Annotated in this window: 24 protein-coding genes; 11 read left to right on the top strand and 13 right to left on the bottom strand. The window is 62.2% G+C overall.

The window, feature by feature from the left end; genetic code table 11:
• Positions 1 to 2: 2 nt before the first annotated feature.
• A complete protein-coding gene (locus tag J4G43_RS34440) occupies positions 3 to 1,172 on the bottom strand; it encodes a GNAT family N-acetyltransferase (protein WP_208089493.1) in 1,170 nt (389 codons plus the stop codon).
• A gap of 158 nt (positions 1,173 to 1,330) precedes the next feature.
• Between J4G43_RS34440 and J4G43_RS34435 the strand changes: the two genes are divergently transcribed.
• Positions 1,331 to 1,759 carry a YeeE/YedE family protein gene (locus J4G43_RS34435; protein ID WP_028158390.1) on the top strand — a complete coding sequence of 143 codons (429 nt, stop codon included), beginning with the start codon at positions 1,331 to 1,333 and terminating at the stop codon, positions 1,757 to 1,759.
• Positions 1,760 to 1,764: 5 nt separating this feature from the next.
• Positions 1,765 to 2,232, top strand: coding sequence for a DUF6691 family protein (locus J4G43_RS34430; protein ID WP_208087645.1), 468 nt, complete (start codon positions 1,765 to 1,767; stop codon positions 2,230 to 2,232).
• 59 nt (positions 2,233 to 2,291) lie between these two features.
• On the opposite strand, the gene J4G43_RS34425 is transcribed toward J4G43_RS34430, so the two are convergent.
• A complete protein-coding gene (locus tag J4G43_RS34425; protein WP_208087644.1) occupies positions 2,292 to 2,621 on the bottom strand; it encodes a hypothetical protein in 330 nt (109 codons plus the stop codon).
• A gap of 114 nt (positions 2,622 to 2,735) precedes the next feature.
• Positions 2,736 to 3,140, bottom strand: coding sequence for a hypothetical protein (locus J4G43_RS34420; RefSeq protein WP_208087643.1), 405 nt, complete (start codon positions 3,138 to 3,140; stop codon positions 2,736 to 2,738).
• Between the two features lie 151 nt (positions 3,141 to 3,291).
• Between J4G43_RS34420 and J4G43_RS34415 the strand changes: the two genes are divergently transcribed.
• Together J4G43_RS34415 and J4G43_RS34410 are read left to right on the top strand one after the other, a co-directional pair.
• Positions 3,292 to 3,516 carry a hypothetical protein gene (locus J4G43_RS34415; protein WP_063982337.1) on the top strand — a complete coding sequence of 75 codons (225 nt, stop codon included), beginning with the start codon at positions 3,292 to 3,294 and terminating at the stop codon, positions 3,514 to 3,516.
• Positions 3,517 to 5,565, top strand: coding sequence for a pyrroloquinoline quinone-dependent dehydrogenase (locus tag J4G43_RS34410; RefSeq protein ID WP_208087642.1), 2,049 nt, complete (start codon positions 3,517 to 3,519; stop codon positions 5,563 to 5,565).
• A gap of 46 nt (positions 5,566 to 5,611) precedes the next feature.
• On the opposite strand, the gene J4G43_RS34405 is transcribed toward J4G43_RS34410, so the two are convergent.
• A complete protein-coding gene (locus J4G43_RS34405) occupies positions 5,612 to 5,860 on the bottom strand; it encodes a PilZ domain-containing protein (RefSeq protein ID WP_225005279.1) in 249 nt (82 codons plus the stop codon).
• A gap of 178 nt (positions 5,861 to 6,038) precedes the next feature.
• Between J4G43_RS34405 and J4G43_RS34400 the strand changes: the two genes are divergently transcribed.
• Positions 6,039 to 6,329 carry an HdeA family protein gene (locus J4G43_RS34400; RefSeq protein ID WP_208087641.1) on the top strand — a complete coding sequence of 97 codons (291 nt, stop codon included), beginning with the start codon at positions 6,039 to 6,041 and terminating at the stop codon, positions 6,327 to 6,329.
• 126 nt (positions 6,330 to 6,455) lie between these two features.
• On the opposite strand, the gene J4G43_RS34395 is transcribed toward J4G43_RS34400, so the two are convergent.
• Positions 6,456 to 6,920, bottom strand: a complete 465-nt coding sequence (locus J4G43_RS34395) for a PaaI family thioesterase (protein ID WP_135214651.1) — start codon at positions 6,918 to 6,920, stop codon at positions 6,456 to 6,458.
• Positions 6,921 to 7,280: 360 nt separating this feature from the next.
• On the opposite strand from J4G43_RS34395, the gene J4G43_RS34390 reads away from it, so the two are divergent.
• Positions 7,281 to 7,577 (top strand): hypothetical protein, encoded by a 297-nt coding sequence (locus J4G43_RS34390; RefSeq protein ID WP_081369444.1) that lies wholly within the window; start codon positions 7,281 to 7,283, stop codon positions 7,575 to 7,577.
• A gap of 103 nt (positions 7,578 to 7,680) precedes the next feature.
• The gene (locus J4G43_RS34385; RefSeq protein WP_208087640.1) at positions 7,681 to 7,935 is read left to right on the top strand and encodes a hypothetical protein; all 255 of its coding nucleotides are present in this window, start codon (positions 7,681 to 7,683) and stop codon (positions 7,933 to 7,935) included.
• A 3-nt stretch (positions 7,936 to 7,938) separates the two neighbouring features.
• Here J4G43_RS34385 and J4G43_RS34380 read toward each other — a convergent pair whose 3' ends face one another.
• A complete protein-coding gene (locus tag J4G43_RS34380; RefSeq protein WP_208087639.1) occupies positions 7,939 to 8,178 on the bottom strand; it encodes a DUF6894 family protein in 240 nt (79 codons plus the stop codon).
• Between the two features lie 147 nt (positions 8,179 to 8,325).
• Complete coding sequence (locus J4G43_RS34375) at positions 8,326 to 8,514, bottom strand: hypothetical protein (protein WP_208087638.1); 189 nt, start codon at positions 8,512 to 8,514, stop codon at positions 8,326 to 8,328.
• A 453-nt stretch (positions 8,515 to 8,967) separates the two neighbouring features.
• On the opposite strand from J4G43_RS34375, the gene J4G43_RS34370 reads away from it, so the two are divergent.
• Both J4G43_RS34370 and J4G43_RS34365 read left to right on the top strand, forming a co-directional pair.
• Positions 8,968 to 9,219, top strand: a complete 252-nt coding sequence (locus J4G43_RS34370) for a hypothetical protein (protein ID WP_148312138.1) — start codon at positions 8,968 to 8,970, stop codon at positions 9,217 to 9,219.
• A gap of 93 nt (positions 9,220 to 9,312) precedes the next feature.
• Entirely contained in the window at positions 9,313 to 9,552 is a 240-nt protein-coding gene (locus J4G43_RS34365) for a DUF2798 domain-containing protein (protein WP_208087637.1), read from the top strand.
• 770 nt (positions 9,553 to 10,322) lie between these two features.
• Here J4G43_RS34365 and J4G43_RS34360 read toward each other — a convergent pair.
• The 6 genes from J4G43_RS34360 to J4G43_RS34330 form a co-directional block, all read right to left on the bottom strand.
• Entirely contained in the window at positions 10,323 to 10,514 is a 192-nt protein-coding gene (locus tag J4G43_RS34360) for a hypothetical protein (RefSeq protein ID WP_085404274.1), read from the bottom strand.
• 246 nt (positions 10,515 to 10,760) lie between these two features.
• The gene (locus J4G43_RS34355) at positions 10,761 to 10,997 is read right to left on the bottom strand and encodes a DUF6894 family protein (RefSeq protein WP_063986255.1); all 237 of its coding nucleotides are present in this window, start codon (positions 10,995 to 10,997) and stop codon (positions 10,761 to 10,763) included.
• Between the two features lie 1,187 nt (positions 10,998 to 12,184).
• The gene (locus tag J4G43_RS34350; RefSeq protein WP_063982345.1) at positions 12,185 to 13,198 is read right to left on the bottom strand and encodes a glycosyltransferase family 2 protein; all 1,014 of its coding nucleotides are present in this window, start codon (positions 13,196 to 13,198) and stop codon (positions 12,185 to 12,187) included.
• Positions 13,199 to 14,812: 1,614 nt separating this feature from the next.
• Entirely contained in the window at positions 14,813 to 15,055 is a 243-nt protein-coding gene (locus J4G43_RS34340; protein ID WP_208087636.1) for a DUF6894 family protein, read from the bottom strand.
• Positions 15,056 to 15,803: 748 nt separating this feature from the next.
• Positions 15,804 to 15,953: a hypothetical protein gene (locus J4G43_RS34335; protein ID WP_166091055.1), complete on the bottom strand. Its 150-nt coding sequence runs from the start codon at positions 15,951 to 15,953 to the stop codon at positions 15,804 to 15,806.
• Positions 15,954 to 16,696: 743 nt separating this feature from the next.
• Entirely contained in the window at positions 16,697 to 16,894 is a 198-nt protein-coding gene (locus tag J4G43_RS34330) for a hypothetical protein (RefSeq protein ID WP_063982347.1), read from the bottom strand.
• 292 nt (positions 16,895 to 17,186) lie between these two features.
• On the opposite strand from J4G43_RS34330, the gene J4G43_RS34325 reads away from it, so the two are divergent.
• Together J4G43_RS34325 and recA are read left to right on the top strand one after the other, a co-directional pair.
• A complete protein-coding gene (locus tag J4G43_RS34325; protein WP_166091088.1) occupies positions 17,187 to 17,360 on the top strand; it encodes a hypothetical protein in 174 nt (57 codons plus the stop codon).
• Positions 17,361 to 17,993: 633 nt separating this feature from the next.
• Positions 17,994 to 19,082 carry a recombinase RecA gene (gene recA / locus J4G43_RS34320; protein WP_208087635.1) on the top strand — a complete coding sequence of 363 codons (1,089 nt, stop codon included), beginning with the start codon at positions 17,994 to 17,996 and terminating at the stop codon, positions 19,080 to 19,082.
• Positions 19,083 to 19,092: the final 10 nt, after the last annotated feature.

The following is a 19,092-nucleotide window of genomic DNA, read 5'->3' as shown; positions in this document are numbered from 1 at the left end:
GCTTATTTGCGGAGCAGACGCACCACGCGTCGCGCGCCGTCGTGCGCGACGTTGAGGCCAACCAGCGCCGCGTGAATGAGCGCGACGACAGGATCGTGACGCCGCAGCGGAATCAGCACGTCGCCGATGGCAAAGCGCCCGCGCCAGATCGGGTTGATCATGGGGTGGTCGGCGCTCGCCGTGGAGTCCGCGCTGGCGATGGCCGGATCGGCGCAGAGATGCCGCGTGAGGTCGAGCGTGAGCTGCACGCCCGGCGAATATCTTGCAAAGCGTTCGTCGATACCGAGCTTGAAGAAGAAGGCGCGGTCCTGGTGACGTAGCACGATGCCGGCTGCCACCGGCGACGTGCCGGCGCGCAGCGTGATGACCTCGCACTGCGCGGTCTCTGCCAGCGCGGGAACGGCGCGGCGAATGAAAGTCGCATCGCCCGCATGCTGGATCAGCGCAGTGCCGCGCTTGCCTTTCCAGCCACTGGCTTCGAGTTGCAGGAATGTTTCGAGTGCCGGCCCGATCTCGTCGGGCTTGCGCGCGACCTCGAAGGCGACGGGCCCGTGCTCTTCGAGGCGATGGCGCTGGCGACGCAGCTCCTTGAGCTTTTTGGCGCCGAGCGCGCCATGCAACAGCGTTTCACCGTCCTGCGTCGCGTCGAGGCTGGCGCGGATGTAGGAGGAGAGGGTACGCGGCCTCAGTCCGTCGCGATTGAGAACCTCATTGAGCGAACTCATCGCCGCGCCGTCGAGCGCAACGTCGTTGAGCACGAGCGCATGCGCGCCGGCCTCGCGCGCCTGCTGCAACAGGCGCGTGGCCGCTTCGATCGGCGCGTCGCGGTCGATCTGGGGGCTGCACAGGGTGCCATAGGGATGCGCGCTCACCAGCGCGGGCAGGGGGATCTTCCAGGCGCGCCAGAGCGAGACCACCGGCATCAGCCCGATCAGCCGCACCGACGAGCCGTCGAATGCGGGTAGCGCCGAGGCGTCGGTGCGGCCGCGTGCGGCCTCGCTCACGGCGAGCTCCCAGTCCGGCAGGTAATAGCCGTTCGGCTCGATCACGCGCTGGGCGAGCGCGCGCCATTGGCCGGGATCGATGGACGTGAGGGGGACGAGCGCGCGCGTTGCCGCGGCAGCCCTTGCCGATGCCGGATTGATCGCTGCCTGATGCGCGATATCGACCACGTCCCGTCGTTCCCCGTTCAGAACGGTCATGCTTAGCGCAAAGATTGGAAAATTCCGTTGGGACGCCGCTTCAATTCGAATGGTAATATTAACGTCTCATTGAGCATTCGGGCCGCCGCGGCGTGCCATGATGGAAGCTCTCGACTTGGAGGATCACAATGATCGCCACACCTTTCACGCCGATGGCGTCGCTCCTCGGTGGCGCGTTGATCGGCCTGTCCGCCGTGCTCCTGATGTGGGCGACGGGACGGATCGCCGGTGTCAGCGGCATCGCGGCGCGGCTGTTTCCGCCTTACGAGGACCGCGAGTTCGCCGGCCGGCTCGCTTTCGTCGCCGGCCTCGTCGCCGCGCCCATCCTGGTGCGCATTGTCAGCGGAAGCCTGCCGGTGCAAACGATCGCGGCGGGAACGCCGGTGCTGATCGTCGCCGGATTGCTCACGGGCTTCGGTGCGGTCTGGGGCAGCGGCTGCACGTCCGGCCATGGCGTCTGCGGCCTGTCGCGGCTGTCGCTGCGGTCGCTGGTCGCGACCATCACCTTCATGTCGGCGGGCATCGCCACTGTCTTCGTGATGCGGCACTGGGGCTGACGACGATGGCAATCCTCATCCAATTCGCGATCGGCCTCGTCTTCGGTATCGGGCTCATCGTCTCCGGCATGTCGAATCCGGCCAAGGTGCTGAACTTTTTGGACGTCGCCGGCATTCCCGCCGGAACGTGGGATGCGAGCCTCGCTTTCGTGATGGCAGGTGCGGTCGCGGTAACCTTCATCGGATTCAGCCGTGTCTTGAAACTCGCGCGACCGTTGTTCGCGGACCGCTTTTACCTTCCGACGCGAAAGGACATCGATCCGAGAATTGTCGCCGGTCCTGCCATCTTCGGAATCGGATGGGGGCTCGCCGGCTTTTGTCCGGGCCCTGCGCTCACCGCGCTCGGATTCGGCTCGGCGTCCGCTTTCATCTTCGTCGCCGCGATGTTTGCCGGCATGGTGCTCGCCCGCTTCATCGCGCAGCTCCCGTCGTCAACGCGCTTCGTCGCGCCGGCCGATCCGCTCGAAACCTGACATGGACAGGACCGGGCGAGTGGATCTCGTCCGGTCCTGCCCTGTGACAGCTTCAGTGACTACCAGCGGTCCCCGCCGACACCGACGCCCACGCTGACGCCGGGCGCTCGAATGCCGACGCCACCGCGCGGACCATCGTCCCAGTCGCGATAGGTGCGGCGCTCGTAATAGCGATCGCGCGGCATGGCGTTGTAGGAGTCGCGCACGATCACGCGCGAGCCGCCACGGGTGCGATAGCAATTGCCAGCGTCATCGCAGACAAGCCGGACTTCCTGAACGAGCTCAGCGTTGGCGTATTCGCTGGTCGTGTAGATGTCGGCGGCCTTCGCGCCGCTCGCCGCAGCGAGGGCGCCGACGCCAGCCAGTAGTGCGATCGTGAATGTCCTCATCGTGTCCTCCTCCGAAACTGCCCTTGGGGGTAACAAGAAGGGGAGGCGGTGATCGTTCCGGGTCGAACTACAGGTTTTTCCCGGAACCGGAGCGCGTGTCGGCGTGATTTGTTCCTAGATCGGCTCGTAGGTTTCCGTCCCGCAGATGTCGTCCGCTTCCGCGCGGCGGCGATCGACCACGTTTCCCCCTGAGATCGTCACGATGTAAATCTGGGTGCCGAGCGTGGAGCCGGTGGCGGAGGTGAGCTGCGCGCGGACGCAGGCGGTCCAGCCCTGTCCCCGCACCTCCCGATGGGGCGGGGCGACGTGCACCTCGCGCGGATAGGACGTGTTGAGGAAGACCACGTTGATCTGCTCGCGGACCACGCGTTTGACGTCAGGGGGCGCTTCGGGGGGCGGCTGCTCGGCTTCCTTCAGGCGCATGAACTCGGGCACCGGCGCGCGGCTGTCGGCGAAGCCGCAAGAACCGAGTGCGAGCGCGCTGGCCAGCAGCGCCGCATGAGCAACAATCCGCAACATCCGTGAAGGTCCCCTGCGGGCCAACAGATAGGCAGGAATGCGATCTGGCAAAGTCCCGGCCGATCAAGATTTGCCGAAATCCCGGCCCCCCGGCATTTGCTATTACGGGATTGCAGGCTAATTTGTGCCCCAGACGAGGGGGATTGCATCAATGCGGATTTTGGTCATCGCGGCCGCCGTGCTCGCACTAACGGTTGCGTCGGCGCAGGCGCAGGGCCGCAGCAGAGGCCAGCCGAACGAAGCGAAGTCGGACAATAAGCCCAAGGTCGACGAAAAGGCCTACAAGGCCGCGCTCGAGCGCATTCCGGAGCCCAAGGAGAAGTACGACCCGTGGGGCGGAGCCCGTCCGGCTGAACCTGCCAAGAAGCCCAAATAAATGAGGGGGGCGTTGGCGAGCCGTCTGTGTCAGTCGGCCGCCGCCATCGTGCTCCTCTTGTTTTCCTCGTGGCCAGGCATCGCCTGGGAGAGCTGGGGTGGCGATCCCGGCGGCTCACGCTTCTCGCCTTTGCGGGAGGTCACGCCCGACAATGTCGGCAATCTGGTTCGGGCCTTCGAATTCCATACCGGCGATCTCGCGGCGCGGCCGCCCGAGGTGATGCGGCGAACCAAATTCCAGGCGACACCGTTGTTCGTCGAGGACAGCCTGATCTTCTGCTCGCCCTTCAATGAGGTGATCGCGCTCGATCCCGGCACGGGCGCGCAGAAATGGCGCTTCGATCCAAAGATCGCGACCAATCAGCGGCCCGCCAACCGCTATGTCTGCCGCGGCGTGACCCATTGGATCGACGATGAGGCGCCCGCGAATGCCGCCTGCCGATCGCGCATCTTCATGGGCACGAACGATGTCCGCCTGATCGCGCTCGATGCAAAGACAGGCATTCCCTGCGCCGGTTTCGGCACTGGCGGTGAGGTCAGGCCCGATATCGGCATGAAGCTGGACTGGCCCGGCGAATTCCAGATCACCTCGCCGCCGGCGGTCGGCCGCGGTGTCGTCGTGATTGGCTCCGCGATCGGCGACAACCGCCGCGTCGACGCGCCGAGCGGCGTGGTGCGCGCGTTCGATGCGCGCAGCGGCCAGCCGCGCTGGACCTTCGAGCCGCTCAAGCGCGACGGTGTCGAAGCCGGTCATGCCAATGTCTGGGCGCCGATGTCGGTCGACGCGGCGCGCGGGCTGGTTTTCCTGCCGACATCCTCGCCGTCGCCGGACTTTTGGGGCGGCAAGCGGCCGGGCAACAACGAGCACGCCAATTCGGTGGTCGCGCTGCGCATCGAGACCGGCGAGCTCGCGTGGGCATTCCAGACCGTGCATCACGACGTCTGGGATTACGACCTGGCGTCGCAGCCGACGCTGACGCGTATCGACACCGGAGACGGCCAGCGCGATGTCGTGATTCAGCCGACCAAGCAGGGATTTGTCTTCGTGCTCGACCGCGATACCGGCAAGCCGGTGTGGCCGGTGGAAGAGCGCGTGGTGCCGCAAGGCGGCGCGGAAGGTGAACGACTATCGCCGACGCAGCCATTCCCGACGCATGTGCCGCCGCTGACATCGCAAAGAATCTCGACTGAGGATGCGCTCTCGCTCCTCCCTGGCCTGGGTCGCTCCGCTTGCGAAAGGCAGTTCGCGGAGGCACGTAACGAGGGGTTGTTCACCCCGCCCTCGACGCAAGGCACGGCGGAGTTTCCCTTCACCGGCGGCGGCGTCAACTGGGGTAGCGCAGCCTTCGACCCGGTCAACCAGATCCTCTACGCCAACACCGCCCGCGCCGTTCATCTCATCAAGTTGATCCCGCGTGCGGAGGCGGCTGGATTCGATCCGCCTCCCGGTCATGATTTCGGCCAGCAGAAGGGCGCGCCGTTCGCGATGTCGCGCGCGGTGGTGATGTCGCCGCTCGGGCTTCTTTGCAACAAGCCGCCTTGGGGCGAGATGGTCGCAGTCGATCTGAAGGCCGGCAAGATCCTTTGGCGTTCGACGGTCGGCACCACGGAAGACCTTGCGCCGCTCGGCGTGCCGCTGCCGTGGGGCGCGCCGCTCGTCAACGGGCTCGCGGTCACCGCAGGCGGTCTCGTCTTCACCGGCGCGATGGATGCCTATCTGCGCGCCTTCGATGCGCGAAGCGGCCGAGAGTTGTGGCAAGGCCGGCTGCCGGTGCCCGGCGTCGCCAAACCCATGACCTATCTCTGGAAGGGCGAGCAATATGTCGCGATCGGCGCGGGCGGCCACTCCGAGGTCGGCACCTCGATCGGCGACAGCGTCGTTGCATTTCGCCTGGCGCGGCCGGGTGAAGGGCCGTCGCTGTGGTCGCGCACCATCGATCGTCCGGGCGGACGATTCTGGGTGTCGTCGTCAGCAATTGCGCTCGCGATCATCGTGCTGACCATCGCGAGCCTGCGCTGGCGTCGTCGACGTCGTATAAAGCAAGCATGATGCTGCGTTGTGTATGCGATGCGAACGGTTGTTCACATCGTGCGTGCTATCGTACGAAAGCGAGGCCGATGCGCCTGTCATTGCGCCATACGGTGTGGCAATTCCGTACGAAATTGTCGCGCGCGATCGAGAGCGTGAATGATTTCGGCAATATGACGGGGGAATCGAGCTCGATCGCCGCGCCGCCTTCCGACATGTTTCGCACCGTGCACGCGATGCCGCTGCTTTCAAAGGTGATCGTTCCACCCTTGAAAACACGGTAACGCTGCGCTGCACGTTTCTCGATCATCGGCATTAATCCATAACGATGATTGTGAAGTAGTGCATAGAAATTACGTTGAAATAAACTCAATACTGGCGCTACTTGCACAGCGCTTCAGACTTCGTTTACGACGTTGGAGCGGTGAGTCACTTCCCGCCGACTTCCCTCACAAGCCCTTCCTTTATGGCGTTACGCGCCGATGGAGATATTGATGAAGACCACGCTTTCGCTTCTGTTCGCTGCAGCGCTCTCGCTGTCATCGATGCCCGCCCACGCCGTCAAGTGGGACCTCTCGACCATGACCTGCAAGCAGTTCCTCGAGAGCGGCGAAGACAACATCGCGGTCGTGCTGACCTGGATGGACGGCTGGTACAAGGGCGACGAGGACAACGCGATCATCGACACCGAGGTGTTCATCGAGAACGCCAAGAAGTTCGGTGCCTATTGCGGAAAGAATCCGACCGTCAGCGTCGTCACCGCGGCTGACGAAATTCTCGGCTAGTAATTCCTGAAGCTGACCGAAGCGCGGACGCAATCGCGCTTCAGTCCCTCGCTTCGATGCGAAATTGATTGGAGAGCCGCGGAGCGCCTTGCGCGCTCACGCGGCTCTCTTCTTTTTGGATGATGCTCAGCCCGGCAGCATCGCGAACGCGCTCGACACCATCGCCACCTGCTTGTTGTCGGAGGCCGAAAGCAGCGTGACACGGCCAAAACTCATGGTGCGTCCGAGCCGCACCACACGCGCGTCGGCGAGCACATCCGAGGAGGAGACCGCGCGCATGAAATGCGTGGTCTGGTCGACCGTCGTCATCGGACGATAGCCGCGATTGGCGGCGAGGTTCGCGATCACCATCGCGGTATCGGCAAGCGCCATCAGCGCCTGGCCGCACACCACGCCGCCGTTGCGGCAGAGCCGCTCCGAGAATGGCATGCGCAGGAGCGCGCCCGGCTGCCAGTCCGCCACGTCCGACGGCGGCAGGTGCTCGAGGCGCTCGACGGCGAGGTTGAGATCCTGGACCCAGGGCGCAAAGACCTCGCCGAGTATGCGTCTGGCCTCAGCGATGCCGAACCCGGCTTCTGGCTGCGATGGCATTGCTGTCGGTCCCCCCGTGTTGCTGGATGTTTCGGCCATTCTGCGCGCATCGGCGCGGCAAAGCCACCCGGTCTTCGGTCGGCTCTGTCGGCTTGAAAATGCCTGACTTGGGCCGATATGATACCGGGCTTGGGAACGGTTGGCGATGTTGCGTCGGTGTGTCCTTGTGTTTGGGTTGATAGCGCTGGGTCTCGCGCTGGACGGGTGCACCAGATGCGGCCCGATTTGGGACGACTGGCTGCAGGCGCCGAAATCGTGCAGATCGGACCGGCTCTAGCGCGCCATTCGGCCTAGCGGGCCGTTGACAAGAACGACAAGGCGCGGTTGACCCGCCCTTCATGGATGATCAAGGAGTCAATGATGAAGCTTTTCCGTATGGCGGCGGTGCTGCTGGCCGTGCTGGCGGGACCGGCCTACGCGCAAATGCCCAATCTCAATTTGCTGCAGGAAGGTCCGGGCAAGACCCCCGAGGAAAAGGCCGCGGAAGCCGAGCGTGACAAGGCCTACAAGGAAACGCTGAAGAAGATTCCGGACTCCAAGGCGTCCAACGATCCCTGGGGCAACATGCGTTCCGACCCGCCGAAGCAGGCGGCTGCGCCGAAGGCATCGGCCGCAACCAGCGCGCCTAAGAAGAAGTCCGGCACGACCGCCAATTGACCTTGTCCCCGATCGGAGGCGGCTGATGCCTCCGGCCGGGACTCCTCTTCGGCCGGCCTGCTTCCTACATCTCCGAGAGCGTATTGCGTTGAGGAGGAACGGCATGGCCGATCGTCCGCGGGGCCTCGCCGAGCGGATGGCGCGCCGGCGCAAGATGGGCGGCAAGCCGGGCGAGCGCGGCGGCGACGGCTTCTTGCGTGAGACTTTCACTCTGCCGCGCCCGGCGGCGCGGGCGAGGGCGGAGGCATTCTTCGCCCGCTACCCCAAGGCCGGCTATATGAGCGCGGTCGAGACTTGGCGCGAACTGCCGGGCGGCGACATCGAATTCACCATGCGGCGGCTGCCCAGCGCCGACTAGGCCTCAAGTCTCCTCGAACGATTCCGCGACGATGCGGATCCGGAACACGGGCTCCTTGGTCTCGTCCAGCAGCTCCATGTGCCATTCGGAATTTTCGTTGAGTTTGCGCGCGAGGCCGGCGGCCATGTCGGCGCAGATGCTGGTCATCATCTTCCAGGCCGCATCGCGATCAGCAAATTCCGTCGCCTGGTCCGCGCAGCCGGAATAGCGGCCGTTCCGAATTCGAAAGAAGTAGAGCGGCATGGCTGGCACCGGTCACATGATGGTCCCGCCTCCCGGGCCATGGGCGCGCGCAGTGCAGTCCCAAACCAGGGACAGATCAATTCCGGGCCGCTACGGACGTCACCTCGCGGGCGCGCGTGGCTCCGGCATCCGGCTCGGGTGGTCTATTCATGCGGTCTTGCGCCCGATCGCCTTCAGCTCCCGATCGATGCGCAGCTGGACGCGCCGGATCGCCAACAGTTCGATCTTCGTCTCGGTCTTGCCCGTCCTGATCTCGTCACCGATGCGGAACTGCCACTGCCAGACTCCGGGAAGCGCCGTCTTGGCGACGGTGAACTCAACGCCCCTGTGATTCATGGTCATCTCCACGATTCACCCTCCATTCACCGTGAACATGTTGGGCGTCACTCTATCCTGCGACAAGCGAAATTTGGCGGTAAGCCTTGGATAGTTCACGGTAATCTTTGGAACCGCGCGCGGTTCGAAACAAACGAAATTAGGTTCCGAAAACCGTGCACGGAATCCGGGCAAGGCATGGCAAATTCATACGGTCTTGCCGTGCAACCATCCGCGCCGAGGAACTCTGTTCATGGTCGGAGAACCCCGGAACGCGAGATCCGCGCATTTGACACATCGCTGCGAAGCGCGGTCCGGATCCCATCCCGTATCTTGTGGAACCCAAAGCGGCGCGCGTTGCTGCCGCCATTCGAAGCGAACAGGTGTGGTCGATACTTTTCCACTTTTGCGTGTCATGTATCTATGCTCTGCTTGTGGACGACGGTTCGAACGCGATGTCACGAAGGGGAAGGTGTGAGCTGGCTGAGACATCTTGTGCTGCGCTGGGGTGCACGGAATTTCTCGCTGACCTGTCCCCATTGCCGGCATCCCGCGTCCTCATCGAGCTTCAAGCGCGCGCGTTTCATGCTCGGTGACGAGAAGCTCGTCTGCGAAGAGTGCGGCGAGACCAGCGTCGTCACGTTCTGGCGTTTCGAAGGACTATCGAGCCGGCCCGATTGCACTGAAGCGAGGCGGCGCGCGCCGCTGTCCGATTCGCGGCACTGATCCAGCGCCGGCGGTGTGCGTCGAAGTCCACTCCATGCGCGCTGCGGCATATGCCTTGCTTGGCCTCATGACGGCAAACAACATGGGCGCGTCATGCTCGGCATTCCCCGCCGCTACTCTCATTTCGTCTTCGGTGTCATCCAGTCCGGCCTGACCTCGCTGATCGCGGCGGGCATCGCCAGCTTTCCGGCTCCTGGCGCGAAGGTCTTCCTCGCGCACTGGATGGTGTCGTGGCTCGTCGCGTGGGCCGCGATGCTGCCGATCGTGCTGCTCGCGGCGCCTGCGATCCGCGCCTTCTCGCTGCGGCTGACGCGAGAGGAGAGGGCTCGGTGAGGCGGCCGGCAGGCATAAAAAAACCCGCTTGGGGAGAGCCAAGCGGGTGAAAGGTTATTGGAGGCTGAGGTGCTGGGCTGCAACACCGTAGCCCCACGACCCTAGCCGGTTGAGCTTACGACAGCCTGACAGGGCCGGCAGATCGGCTTTCAACCTGCCGCGCGTCCGCGCCCGCAAACAGAAAACCCCGCTCGGGGCAGAGCGGGGTCCTCGACTGTGTATGGAGGCCCGGTGTTGGTCCACCGGGCACAGCCAGACTAGGAGACCAGGCTTACGGGTGCCTGACGGCCGGCACCGAAATCCGCGTCGGGAGGCCGCAGACTGGCCCCGCACGCGTCCCAATTTGGCCACCCGATCGCACCACTGGAGCCACACCCCTCGGCGAGATTTCGCATCGTCGGCGACGCCATGGGGGAAACGTGGTGCGCCGGCAGCGGGGTGGCATCATGGATAACGTAGAGCGGTCATTCGCCGCCGCGACGGCGGCTGGCTTCGTCGTGCTGGTGATCGGCCTCGTGCTGCTGGCGCTGCTGTAAGGCGTACCGGCGGACGGCAGCCAAGGCCGGACCGGGCTAAAGCAGGCGCTTCGATCCTGGGTGGGCACCCAGGACGCCGCCGCGCCCTTTCAAAACATGGAAAACAACCCCATGCACAGTAGGGGGTCGGGCGATTTCGTTGTGCGATCAATGGCTTAGCTGTGGTATCTGGATACCTTAAATGCTGCGCAACGGCTCCGGGGCGCACCCTGGCTCTGCCGAGCGGCAGGGCTTCTAACGACAGGGCTTGCCAATCATCTGGGCGTGCCGGCTGTGGCAGCCGTCGTGCAACTGAGACTTCCTCGTCACCTTTGCGCCGACCTTCGGGGCGCCCGATGCCGTCGCGGCATTCGATATCTGGGCTTGCGCCGGCACCGAGCCGGCGAGGACAGACAGCGCCAGAGCGATCTTGAGGATTGCCTTCATCGTGCCTCCTGAGGTTGTTCGAACGGTACGCAGAGTAACGCTACTTATATTAGCGTTACACACCGTAGCGTTCAATTCAAGTTCGATCGGAGGCATGACGACGAACCGCCGTCCTCGCGGCGGACCGAGATGGGGCAAAGTGAGGTAGATCGCAGATGAGGCGGGGCGAGCGCTCCGCGGAATGGACCGATTAGGCGGCCTCGGTCCGTCGCGACGTGCACGCCCAATGTGGCGAGCCGTGGTGGCCTATTGCTTCGTTGTCGGCGGCTCGAAGATGAGGGCGGCTTGGAACACCCGCCCGGCGTCGGTGCGGACTTCGATCGCAACGTCTGTTCGATCCTCGTGTCCCGCCAGGTCGCGCGCAAGGCCGCTCAATGTCTGCGTCGCCTCGATCTCTGCTTCGCGCTGGGTTCGAAACTCCAGTCCCTCATCGTCGGCATAGAGGCCGGTGTCGTCTCGGATATCGAAAAAGTACCGGACCATGGCGCCGCCTCTCAGAGAGAGTATCGCCGCCAACCCCGCCTTGGGAGGACCGTTCCTAATTATTTCGGCGGCTGGAATCCGGGTACTGTCCCAATCCCCGGGCGTGGTTGGCGTCCCGTTGGCCGGCGAGAATGCCAGGACCGCCGCTTGCAGGTTGGGCAATCGTAGACCTGGACGCCGAGCGCCGTTGAACCAGGTCAATCATAGCTGTCTTTACGGACGGTCTCGATCCGCCTTGCGTCCGCCTACATCTGTGGCGGCGTGACCCTTGCTTCGTCTCTCGTCAGGGCGGCAAGCCTGTCCAATTGGCTCGCCACGCCAGTGAGGCTCCGGGCGATGTTCTTTAACAGGAAGGCCCTGTCCGCCGAAACCCCGGACGATTGAGAGAGGACCTTGTAATGATTTGCGAGTTCCTCGCATTTAGCAGCGTCGATCATAATTGAGCCCATCTATGAAACAGGTCAACAGCTCAACCCTAATACGGTTCCCACGCGGGGCGCTGACGACCCTTGGCGTTGCAATGCCTCGCATCCTACCACAGCTATTCGTCGTCAGGTTGTGTTCTGCGCCACAAATCGCGTCACTCCCGAAATCAAAGGCCACCACGCCAGGAAACAGGCTCGTCCCTGAAGACGGCCCCGGCCGGTGGGGCTTGATAGGGGTGAAGGCCGGGGCCGCTTGGGGATGCTTGGCCCTTGGCAAAGACCAAGCGAATCCGAGTTTAGTCGACCCTCACCGCGCCTCTGTTCGTTTCAGCACATAATTGCCAAATTTTCCTACCCCGCATTCGCATGCGCAAATGCATATCGAGGGCCGGTACGGTTTCCTTATCGTCTTGGATTGGCAGACCACGGAGACGTGCGTATTGCCTGACCGGCACCCTCGCAGGGCAGATTTTTTCATTCGGATGGGTGGCATCGGTTGGATGATGTCGACCGAGAGCGCAAGGGCCTGGCGATCATCGAAACAGCTGCGCCCGATGTCTATGCGGGCGCGCGGCAGTCAAGTCCGCCGCATTGCCAAAAATTCCCGCGACCGATGGGCCGCGGCATACTCCCGTCCGGCTTCCTCGGTGCGCTCCGGATCGGGAGACGGGAGCGGCTTTGGGAGGGACTGATTTTCGGTCACCTATCTCGGTGTCTCAAACGCACCTGTGGCAACTCTGACACCGGGACCGCCGAATGAGCTCACAGGAAATCCGTGCAATGAGCGATCCCCGGTAAGGTTGCAATCGCACCCGGTGCGCGCGCCCAGGCTCGGATCGCCAGGTTGGCCGCCTTCAAAACCGAGGGGCGCAAGATTTGAAGCGCATCGCGGATCGTTGCGCTCAGGGGCTGCTGACGGATCCGTGTGCGCAGCCGGGCAACCCGCAATGCACGCACCATCGTTTCAGGATCGGGAAGTCCGCGCTTATCCTCCAGAAGGCTCCAGGCGAGGTGCTTGAGTTCGATGGTCTCCTGGTCGATCTGAGGGAACGATCCCAATGCCGTGATGCTCGCGTGGTTGGTCGTGTCGTAGAACACAAGACCGTCGTCGATCGCCACCATGTCGCCCTGGCAGGCGAGATCGAGAAAGAACAGTTGGTCCACGCCCCAACTGATCGACTTGTAGTTTCGCATCAGGCAACCGGCCCGGATGACCTTGCCGTTGATCAGCAGGGTCGACGGGACAATCCCAAGCAATCGGGTCTTGCCCGCCAGATAGAGATCCGCCAGGCACTGCTGGCCCGAATACAGATAAACCTGGCGTCCTCGCCGGTACCTTATGCCGCTGTCCTGAACGAGATGAGATGTGGAGGTCATGAACGCAGCGGCGGGGTACGTCCTCGCCAATTCCGCAAAAGTCGCAAGCGATCCTGGCGTGAGCCAGTCGTCGTCGTGCAGCACTTTGATCCAGTCGCCGCGACATGCGAGCATCGCGTTGTTGGTATTCTCAACCTGGCCGCGGCCGCGGTGGTTCTCGATAACGCGAATGCGCGGGTCGCTCCGCGCGTGCTCGGACAGGATGCTCCAAGTCGCGCCTTCCGGACCTTCGTCGTCGCTGATCACCATTTCCCAGTCGGCGTGCTCCTGCTGCAGCACGCTTTCAATCGCGCGGCGCACCATCTCCGGTCGGCGGAAGGTGGGTATTGCCACCGAAATGAATGGGCGGTGTTCCGAACTCTGGGAGCTATCGAACCGCTCGGCGTACAATTGATCCATTCATCGTACCTCGTTGATCGAAGCGGTCGTGGCTGGAAGTGGCAGACCCTTCTTCGGTTTGAGCCTGTTCGCAGAGCATCTTGAATCGAACCGAGCGAACGAGGCGCGTGAATGCTAGGGAGACGATCTCGATGCGGTCATCGTCCATTCGCATGAACTTTGTTCCCGCAGGCCGCGACGTTTCGAAGCGGCCGCTTGTCCGCCTTGGTGAAAGAGTGTTCTGGTTCCCCTCGGTTTCTGTCGCCGCAGCAGCCGCGCCAACGCGGTGACGGATCAAGACGGGGGCGGCCAATCGAGGCGGCGTTGGTTCAGTTTCTTGCGGAGCGCCTGAAGGATTTCGCGAAGCTCTGCCGCGTTGCTTCTTTCCAAGAGGGAAGCGAGGCGCGAGCGTGATGGCGTTTTCAATCACCGGTAGATTGCCAAGGGCCGCTCGGTGACAGGTGGAGGGTGACTGCGTCCTGCCGCGACGTGCTGTCTCACCTCACGACAATTGAACGACTTCAAATCCGGCCACGGCTCGTTTCAAAATCGGACAGTGAGGTCGGAAACAGACCACGCCCAAACCCGGGTGCTGTCCCAATTGGGACACTCGGAACATCAAGTCGGGACAGGTTGCTTGTTGGGCTTCAGAAGCAAGAACGCCGTCCGCTTAAATGAAGCGCGGACGGCGGCTTTCCAGCCCCGGGAGGGAAATTGTAAAATCCCGACATCGTTTTGTCTGCACGTCCCGTGCCAAGGTTCATCGGGCCAGCCGCAGAAATTGGGAAAACCTTCATCCTCAAGCGTTGATGCCGCCAACGCGAATGACCACGCCGGGACAGAATCCGGATCTGTGCCGGCAACGCGATACCTCAGGCGCGTCTGCTTCTAGGCTGGCTTGGGCGGTTGAAGCCCCGGCGATCTCAGCCACTCGCTCATGTGCGAGCCGGTCTCAGCCTGTCTGGCTTTGCGGAGGAGGTCCTCTCGTTGAGGACCGTGAGGGAGGGCTTTAGCTTGTTCGCGGAGGCGTTTCGCTTCTCCGGCAAGTCGTTCTTCCAGTGACACGGTCTGCGTGAAACGACGGCGCTGCTTCATGACACAACCTCGTCTTTACGGGTCCTAACCGCAGGGTTTGAGTTCAAGTGAACTTAATATGCAGACGAGCCACCTTCAGTTCCAAAGTGAACTTTTCAAAATCAAGCCGCTTCGAAATTCGCTTTGGACCAGGAGGTTGGCCCAGCACCAAAATCCCAGCGCTGTCCTAATTAGGACAACGGGACTGTCGGATTAGGACATCAATAAAAACGCCGCCCGCTTAAATATCGCGCGGGCGGCGGCTTTCCAGCCCCGGAGAGGTGGATGCAAAACCCCGGTGACGATGAGTGTGCACAACCTGTGCCAAGGTTTTATGTCACGTTGCGGGACGCCGCAGCGGGGATCGGGCCACCACGTACCGCGAATTTCTGAGAATCAGTATTGTCTCGAAGAAAGAACGTCGTGGGGGCAGTACTTGTTACGGGATTGCCGAAGGACTATTCGCCTGTCTAGCCAGATTATCGGCCTTTGACGCGAGCTTTCGGCTGATTGCGAAGACGACGTCTTCAAGTGAAAGAGGCCGCCACTGAGGCGGCGTTATCATTGCTTGCTGAAAATCCTGGAATTGAAAATGGCGGTGACTTCGAGAACACGGCCAGTTCCGTTACGAACTTCCACCGCGAAATGCTGGCCCGTCGAACCTTCCATGATCGCATCGCGGGCGGCATCGACAAGTGCGCCGAGCGCCATATCGTGTGCCGCCTCGGCGTCCAGCAGTTCGACGCCATCTTTGTCCTGCGAGAAGATGCCATCCGACCTGAGGTCGAAAAAATACTGAGCCATTGATGCTCAGCTTACTTCGGTGCCTGCAAACCCGAGGAATTGACCCACTCTTCGAGGTGACATGCAGTGTCAGCCTGACGGGCTTTCCTCAGCATATCATCCTTCAGAACGCCTGGCGAAAGCTCTGCCGCCCGGGTGCGGATATCGTCAGCGAAGACCCGCAGCCTGTCCTGAAGAGATACGGATTGTCTGATGCGTTGCCGTCTTTGCAAGGCGCTGCTCCCTGTTCGAGGGGGCGGGAGCGCTGTGATGGAGCGTTCTCGTCACCGATGGTAGCCACGATCCGGGCGGTGATGGTGTGCGCTCGGATCAGGGGATTAGCGAGTCCTCAATTTGTCCCGCCATTCGGAACTTTTACGAATTAGGACACTGACGAATTCAACTTGGGACACAACGGCTCAAATGCGGACAGCACGCTCCGCCGCAACTAAGCGCCATGTTATTGAGCTGGGCGTGTCGCCAAAGCAGAAAGAACGGGCGCGGCATGGATCCGGCGAGCATCTTCAAGATGATCTATCGGGATCAACCAGTCGGTACGGAGGGGCTTCCTTGGCGGAAGGAAGACTTCACGAAACGAAAGAGGCCGCCAACCGAGGCGGCCTCACGAGACCCGGCCCATCGCCAACGCGCGCATTGTACGATGGACCGTTCCGGGTGGATGGCGCGAGAGTGTCGCGCCACAGACCGGAATCTCAATCCCTTGGTCGAGAGCCGTTCCCGTCAGGCCGCCTACTGAGGCGGCCTTGCTTCATCCGCCCACAAAGCGGGTTATCGTGACCAGAAATACGAAGCCGATCCCGGTCACGGCGAGGAAGGCGAAAAATACCAGATGCGACACATGCCGAGCTAACCCGGGCGTGCCGCCATGGTTCAGGAGGTCGGCGAGCTCTCCGCCCATCTGGTGGTCTAGGCCGAGGTTGGACGGAGAGCCGCGCGCCGGACCCCCGTCGCATGACAATGCTAGGAACGTGCCATGACAGTCGTGTGAAACTATCGGCGCCGCTCAGTGGAGATCAGGCCACAAATGAAATGAAAACGCCGCCCGCTTGAAATGAAGCGCAGGCGGCGGCGTTCCAGCCCCGAGAGGGATTAGCAAAATCCCGGATATTGATCAGTCCGAATGGATGACGAGAAGGTTCAACGGCACAACGCGACCAAGCTCAAATGGATGCGTGGCGGCGCTGCGTCGAACTGGGCATTGAAATCCCCCAGCCCAATAGATACGGGCAGGAGACGAGATCGTTTCACACGCGCAGAGGCGGATTAGGGCACTTCTTTTCCGTGGTTCTATGAATGGCGAGCTTGCGCGTTTTTCCCGGAGGGATTGTCGGCTGACAGCGTGGCTGACTTGGAAGGCTACATCGAAATCCTTTTGCGAAAGCTTCGCCGGGAAGCTGGCAAAGAAGCCGCCAACTGAGGCGGCCTTAACCGGTCTTCCGTTCGAGCATCGCCATTTAACTTGGTCGGCCAGGACTGTAAGATGACTTGCGAGGCGGTCGAATAGTTCGCGCTTAGCGGCGTCGGTCGCGGATGAGAGCGCACTCCGCCGCGTCCTTCCGCAGCTTCTCAAGTTGAACCAGATGATCTTGCATGGCCCGCTGGCCCGCTGTTTCGAGAACCAGCGGAGTCAACGCGACGGGCTTACTTCGGCGGCTGCAAGCCGGATGATTTCAACCATTCCTCAATGCGGGCGGCGACATCGGATTCGTGGGCCTTCTTCAAAAGAGCCTCTTGCTCTGGGGCCGCCTGCAATTGTTCTGCCTTTTCTCGCGCTAGTCTGGCTTCCTTGATGAGCCGCTCTCCAAGCACTCTATCCGGTTTGAATCGGAAGCGCTTCATGACTTCCTCCTGTCACAAAGTTCGCTCTGCTTAAAACTTTCAAGGGGCACAGAAGTTCTACGGAACTCTACACCTCATGTTCGCTTAGCGGAACACATTCGTTTGCGGTCCGTTCTTCAAATCCAAATCGGGCCACCGCGAAAATCAAACTAGGCCACCGCGCTCGGAAACCAGGCCAGCATCCGGGTACTGCCGAAATAGGCCACTCGGGATTGCAAAGTAGGCCACTGGTAGGAACTAAGGGATTGCCCGCCCTGTTGCATGTTGTTCCTCCCTCTAAAGGAACAGCCTTATGGCCGACGACAACAATAAAAATCCAAATGAGAAGCAGCCCGGCGAGAATCCGGACGGCAAGTACCATTTCAATCCTGGGAACATGGCCGGGAAGAAGCCCGGGGATCCGGAGCAGACTGCCGAAAACCGTGGCGAGCAGCCGCACGAGGACAAAGAAAAACCCGCCGGTTAGATGCCGGCCACTCGCAGATGCGAAGTAGGGCCACTATAGGACCGCACCGGACGGCGGCTTTATGGCCGGCCACTCACCGAAGAAAAATGGGAATGGATTGTTTATCCCAGGATCGGGCAAGGAGATCGCTTCGCAGGAATGGCTCCCACTAGAGCGGCCTCAAAGGGAGCGCGGGCCTACATCGATGAGAAGCTGGATGGAAAAGAGGCCGCCAACTGAGGCGGCCTCAAATCATCAGGATCAGCCAGACGATTAGGCCGGTGTTGATGGCGCCTACCGCGACAATGCCCGCCTGGATGAGCCGCTCGATCATGGTTCACCCTCCACAATCTAGAGGGGTGAGCATGCGTCCGGTTAGAATTGGCGTCTATGCAGATCGTGCCAAAACCGGGAAACTTCGGTAATATATGACGGCGTGTTCCGCCCGTGAATACACCGTATGGTTGCCCAGAACAAAACAGGCCACGTGTCATTTCAAACCAGGGCAATGTCGCCGGAAACAGGCCAGCGCCAAAATCCGCGAAAGAACATATTGCGAACTTGGAACAAATAGGGTGCATTACTTTTATCGCCGGCCCGCCCCGCCAATCGTTTGTCCCTCTAGCGAATCCTCGCCATAAGGAGCACGACCCAATGTCCAACACTGCCCTGCGTATCGTCGAAGGATCTTCCATGGACAAGAGTAAAGCTCTGGCCGCCGCGCTCTCCCAGATCGAGCGCCAGTTCGGCAAGGGCTCGGTGATGAAGCTCGGCAAGAACGACCGGTCGATGGATGTCGAGGCGGTGTCCTCGGGTTCCCTCGGGCTCGACATTGCGCTCGGGATCGGTGGTCTGCCGAAGGGGCGCGTCGTGGAAATCTACGGGCCGGAATCCTCGGGCAAGACCACGCTGGCGCTGCACACGGTGGCGGAAGCGCAGAAGAAGGGCGGAATCTGCGCCTTCATCGACGCCGAGCACGCGCTCGACCCGGTCTATGCGCGCAAGCTGGGCGTCAACATCGACGAGCTCCTGATTTCGCAGCCGGACACGGGCGAGCAGGCGCTGGAGATCTGCGACACACTGGTGCGCTCGGGTGCGGTGGACGTGCTGGTGGTCGATTCGGTCGCGGCTCTGGTGCCGAAGGCCGAGCTCGAGGGCGAGATGGGCGACGCGCTGCCGGGTCTCCAGGCCCGTCTGATGAGCCAGGCGCTGCGCAAGCTGACGGCCTCCATCAACAAATCCAACACCATGGTGATCTTCATCAACCAGATCCGCATGAAGATCGGTGTGATGTACGGCTCGCCGGAAACCACGACCGGCGGCAACGCGCTGAAATTCTATGCCTCCGTCCGTCTCGACATCCGCCGCATCGGCGCGATCAAGGAGCGCGACGAAGTGGTCGGCAACACCACGCGCGTCAAGGTGGTGAAGAACAAGCTGGCGCCGCCCTTCAAGCAGGTCGAATTCGACATCATGTACGGCGAGGGCGTCTCCAAGATGGGCGAGATCCTCGATCTCGGCGTCAAGGCCGGCATCGTCGAAAAGTCCGGCGCCTGGTTCTCCTACGACAGCCAGCGCCTCGGCCAGGGCCGCGAGAACTCGAAAGCGTTTTTGAAGGCCAACCCTGACATCACCGCCAAGATCGAGACCTCGATCCGCCAGAACTCCGGCCTGATTGCCGAGCAGATTCTCGCCGGCATCCCCGAGCGCGACGCCGACGGCGAGGAGCCGGCGGACGAGTAAGACCTAACGC

This window comes from Bradyrhizobium barranii subsp. barranii, from assembly GCF_017565645.3.
In the GTDB taxonomy this organism is placed as follows: Bacteria; Pseudomonadota; Alphaproteobacteria; order Rhizobiales; family Xanthobacteraceae; genus Bradyrhizobium; species Bradyrhizobium barranii.
The sequence above is the reverse complement of the archived record's forward strand: the minus strand, read 5'-3'. Positions and strand labels throughout refer to the sequence as shown.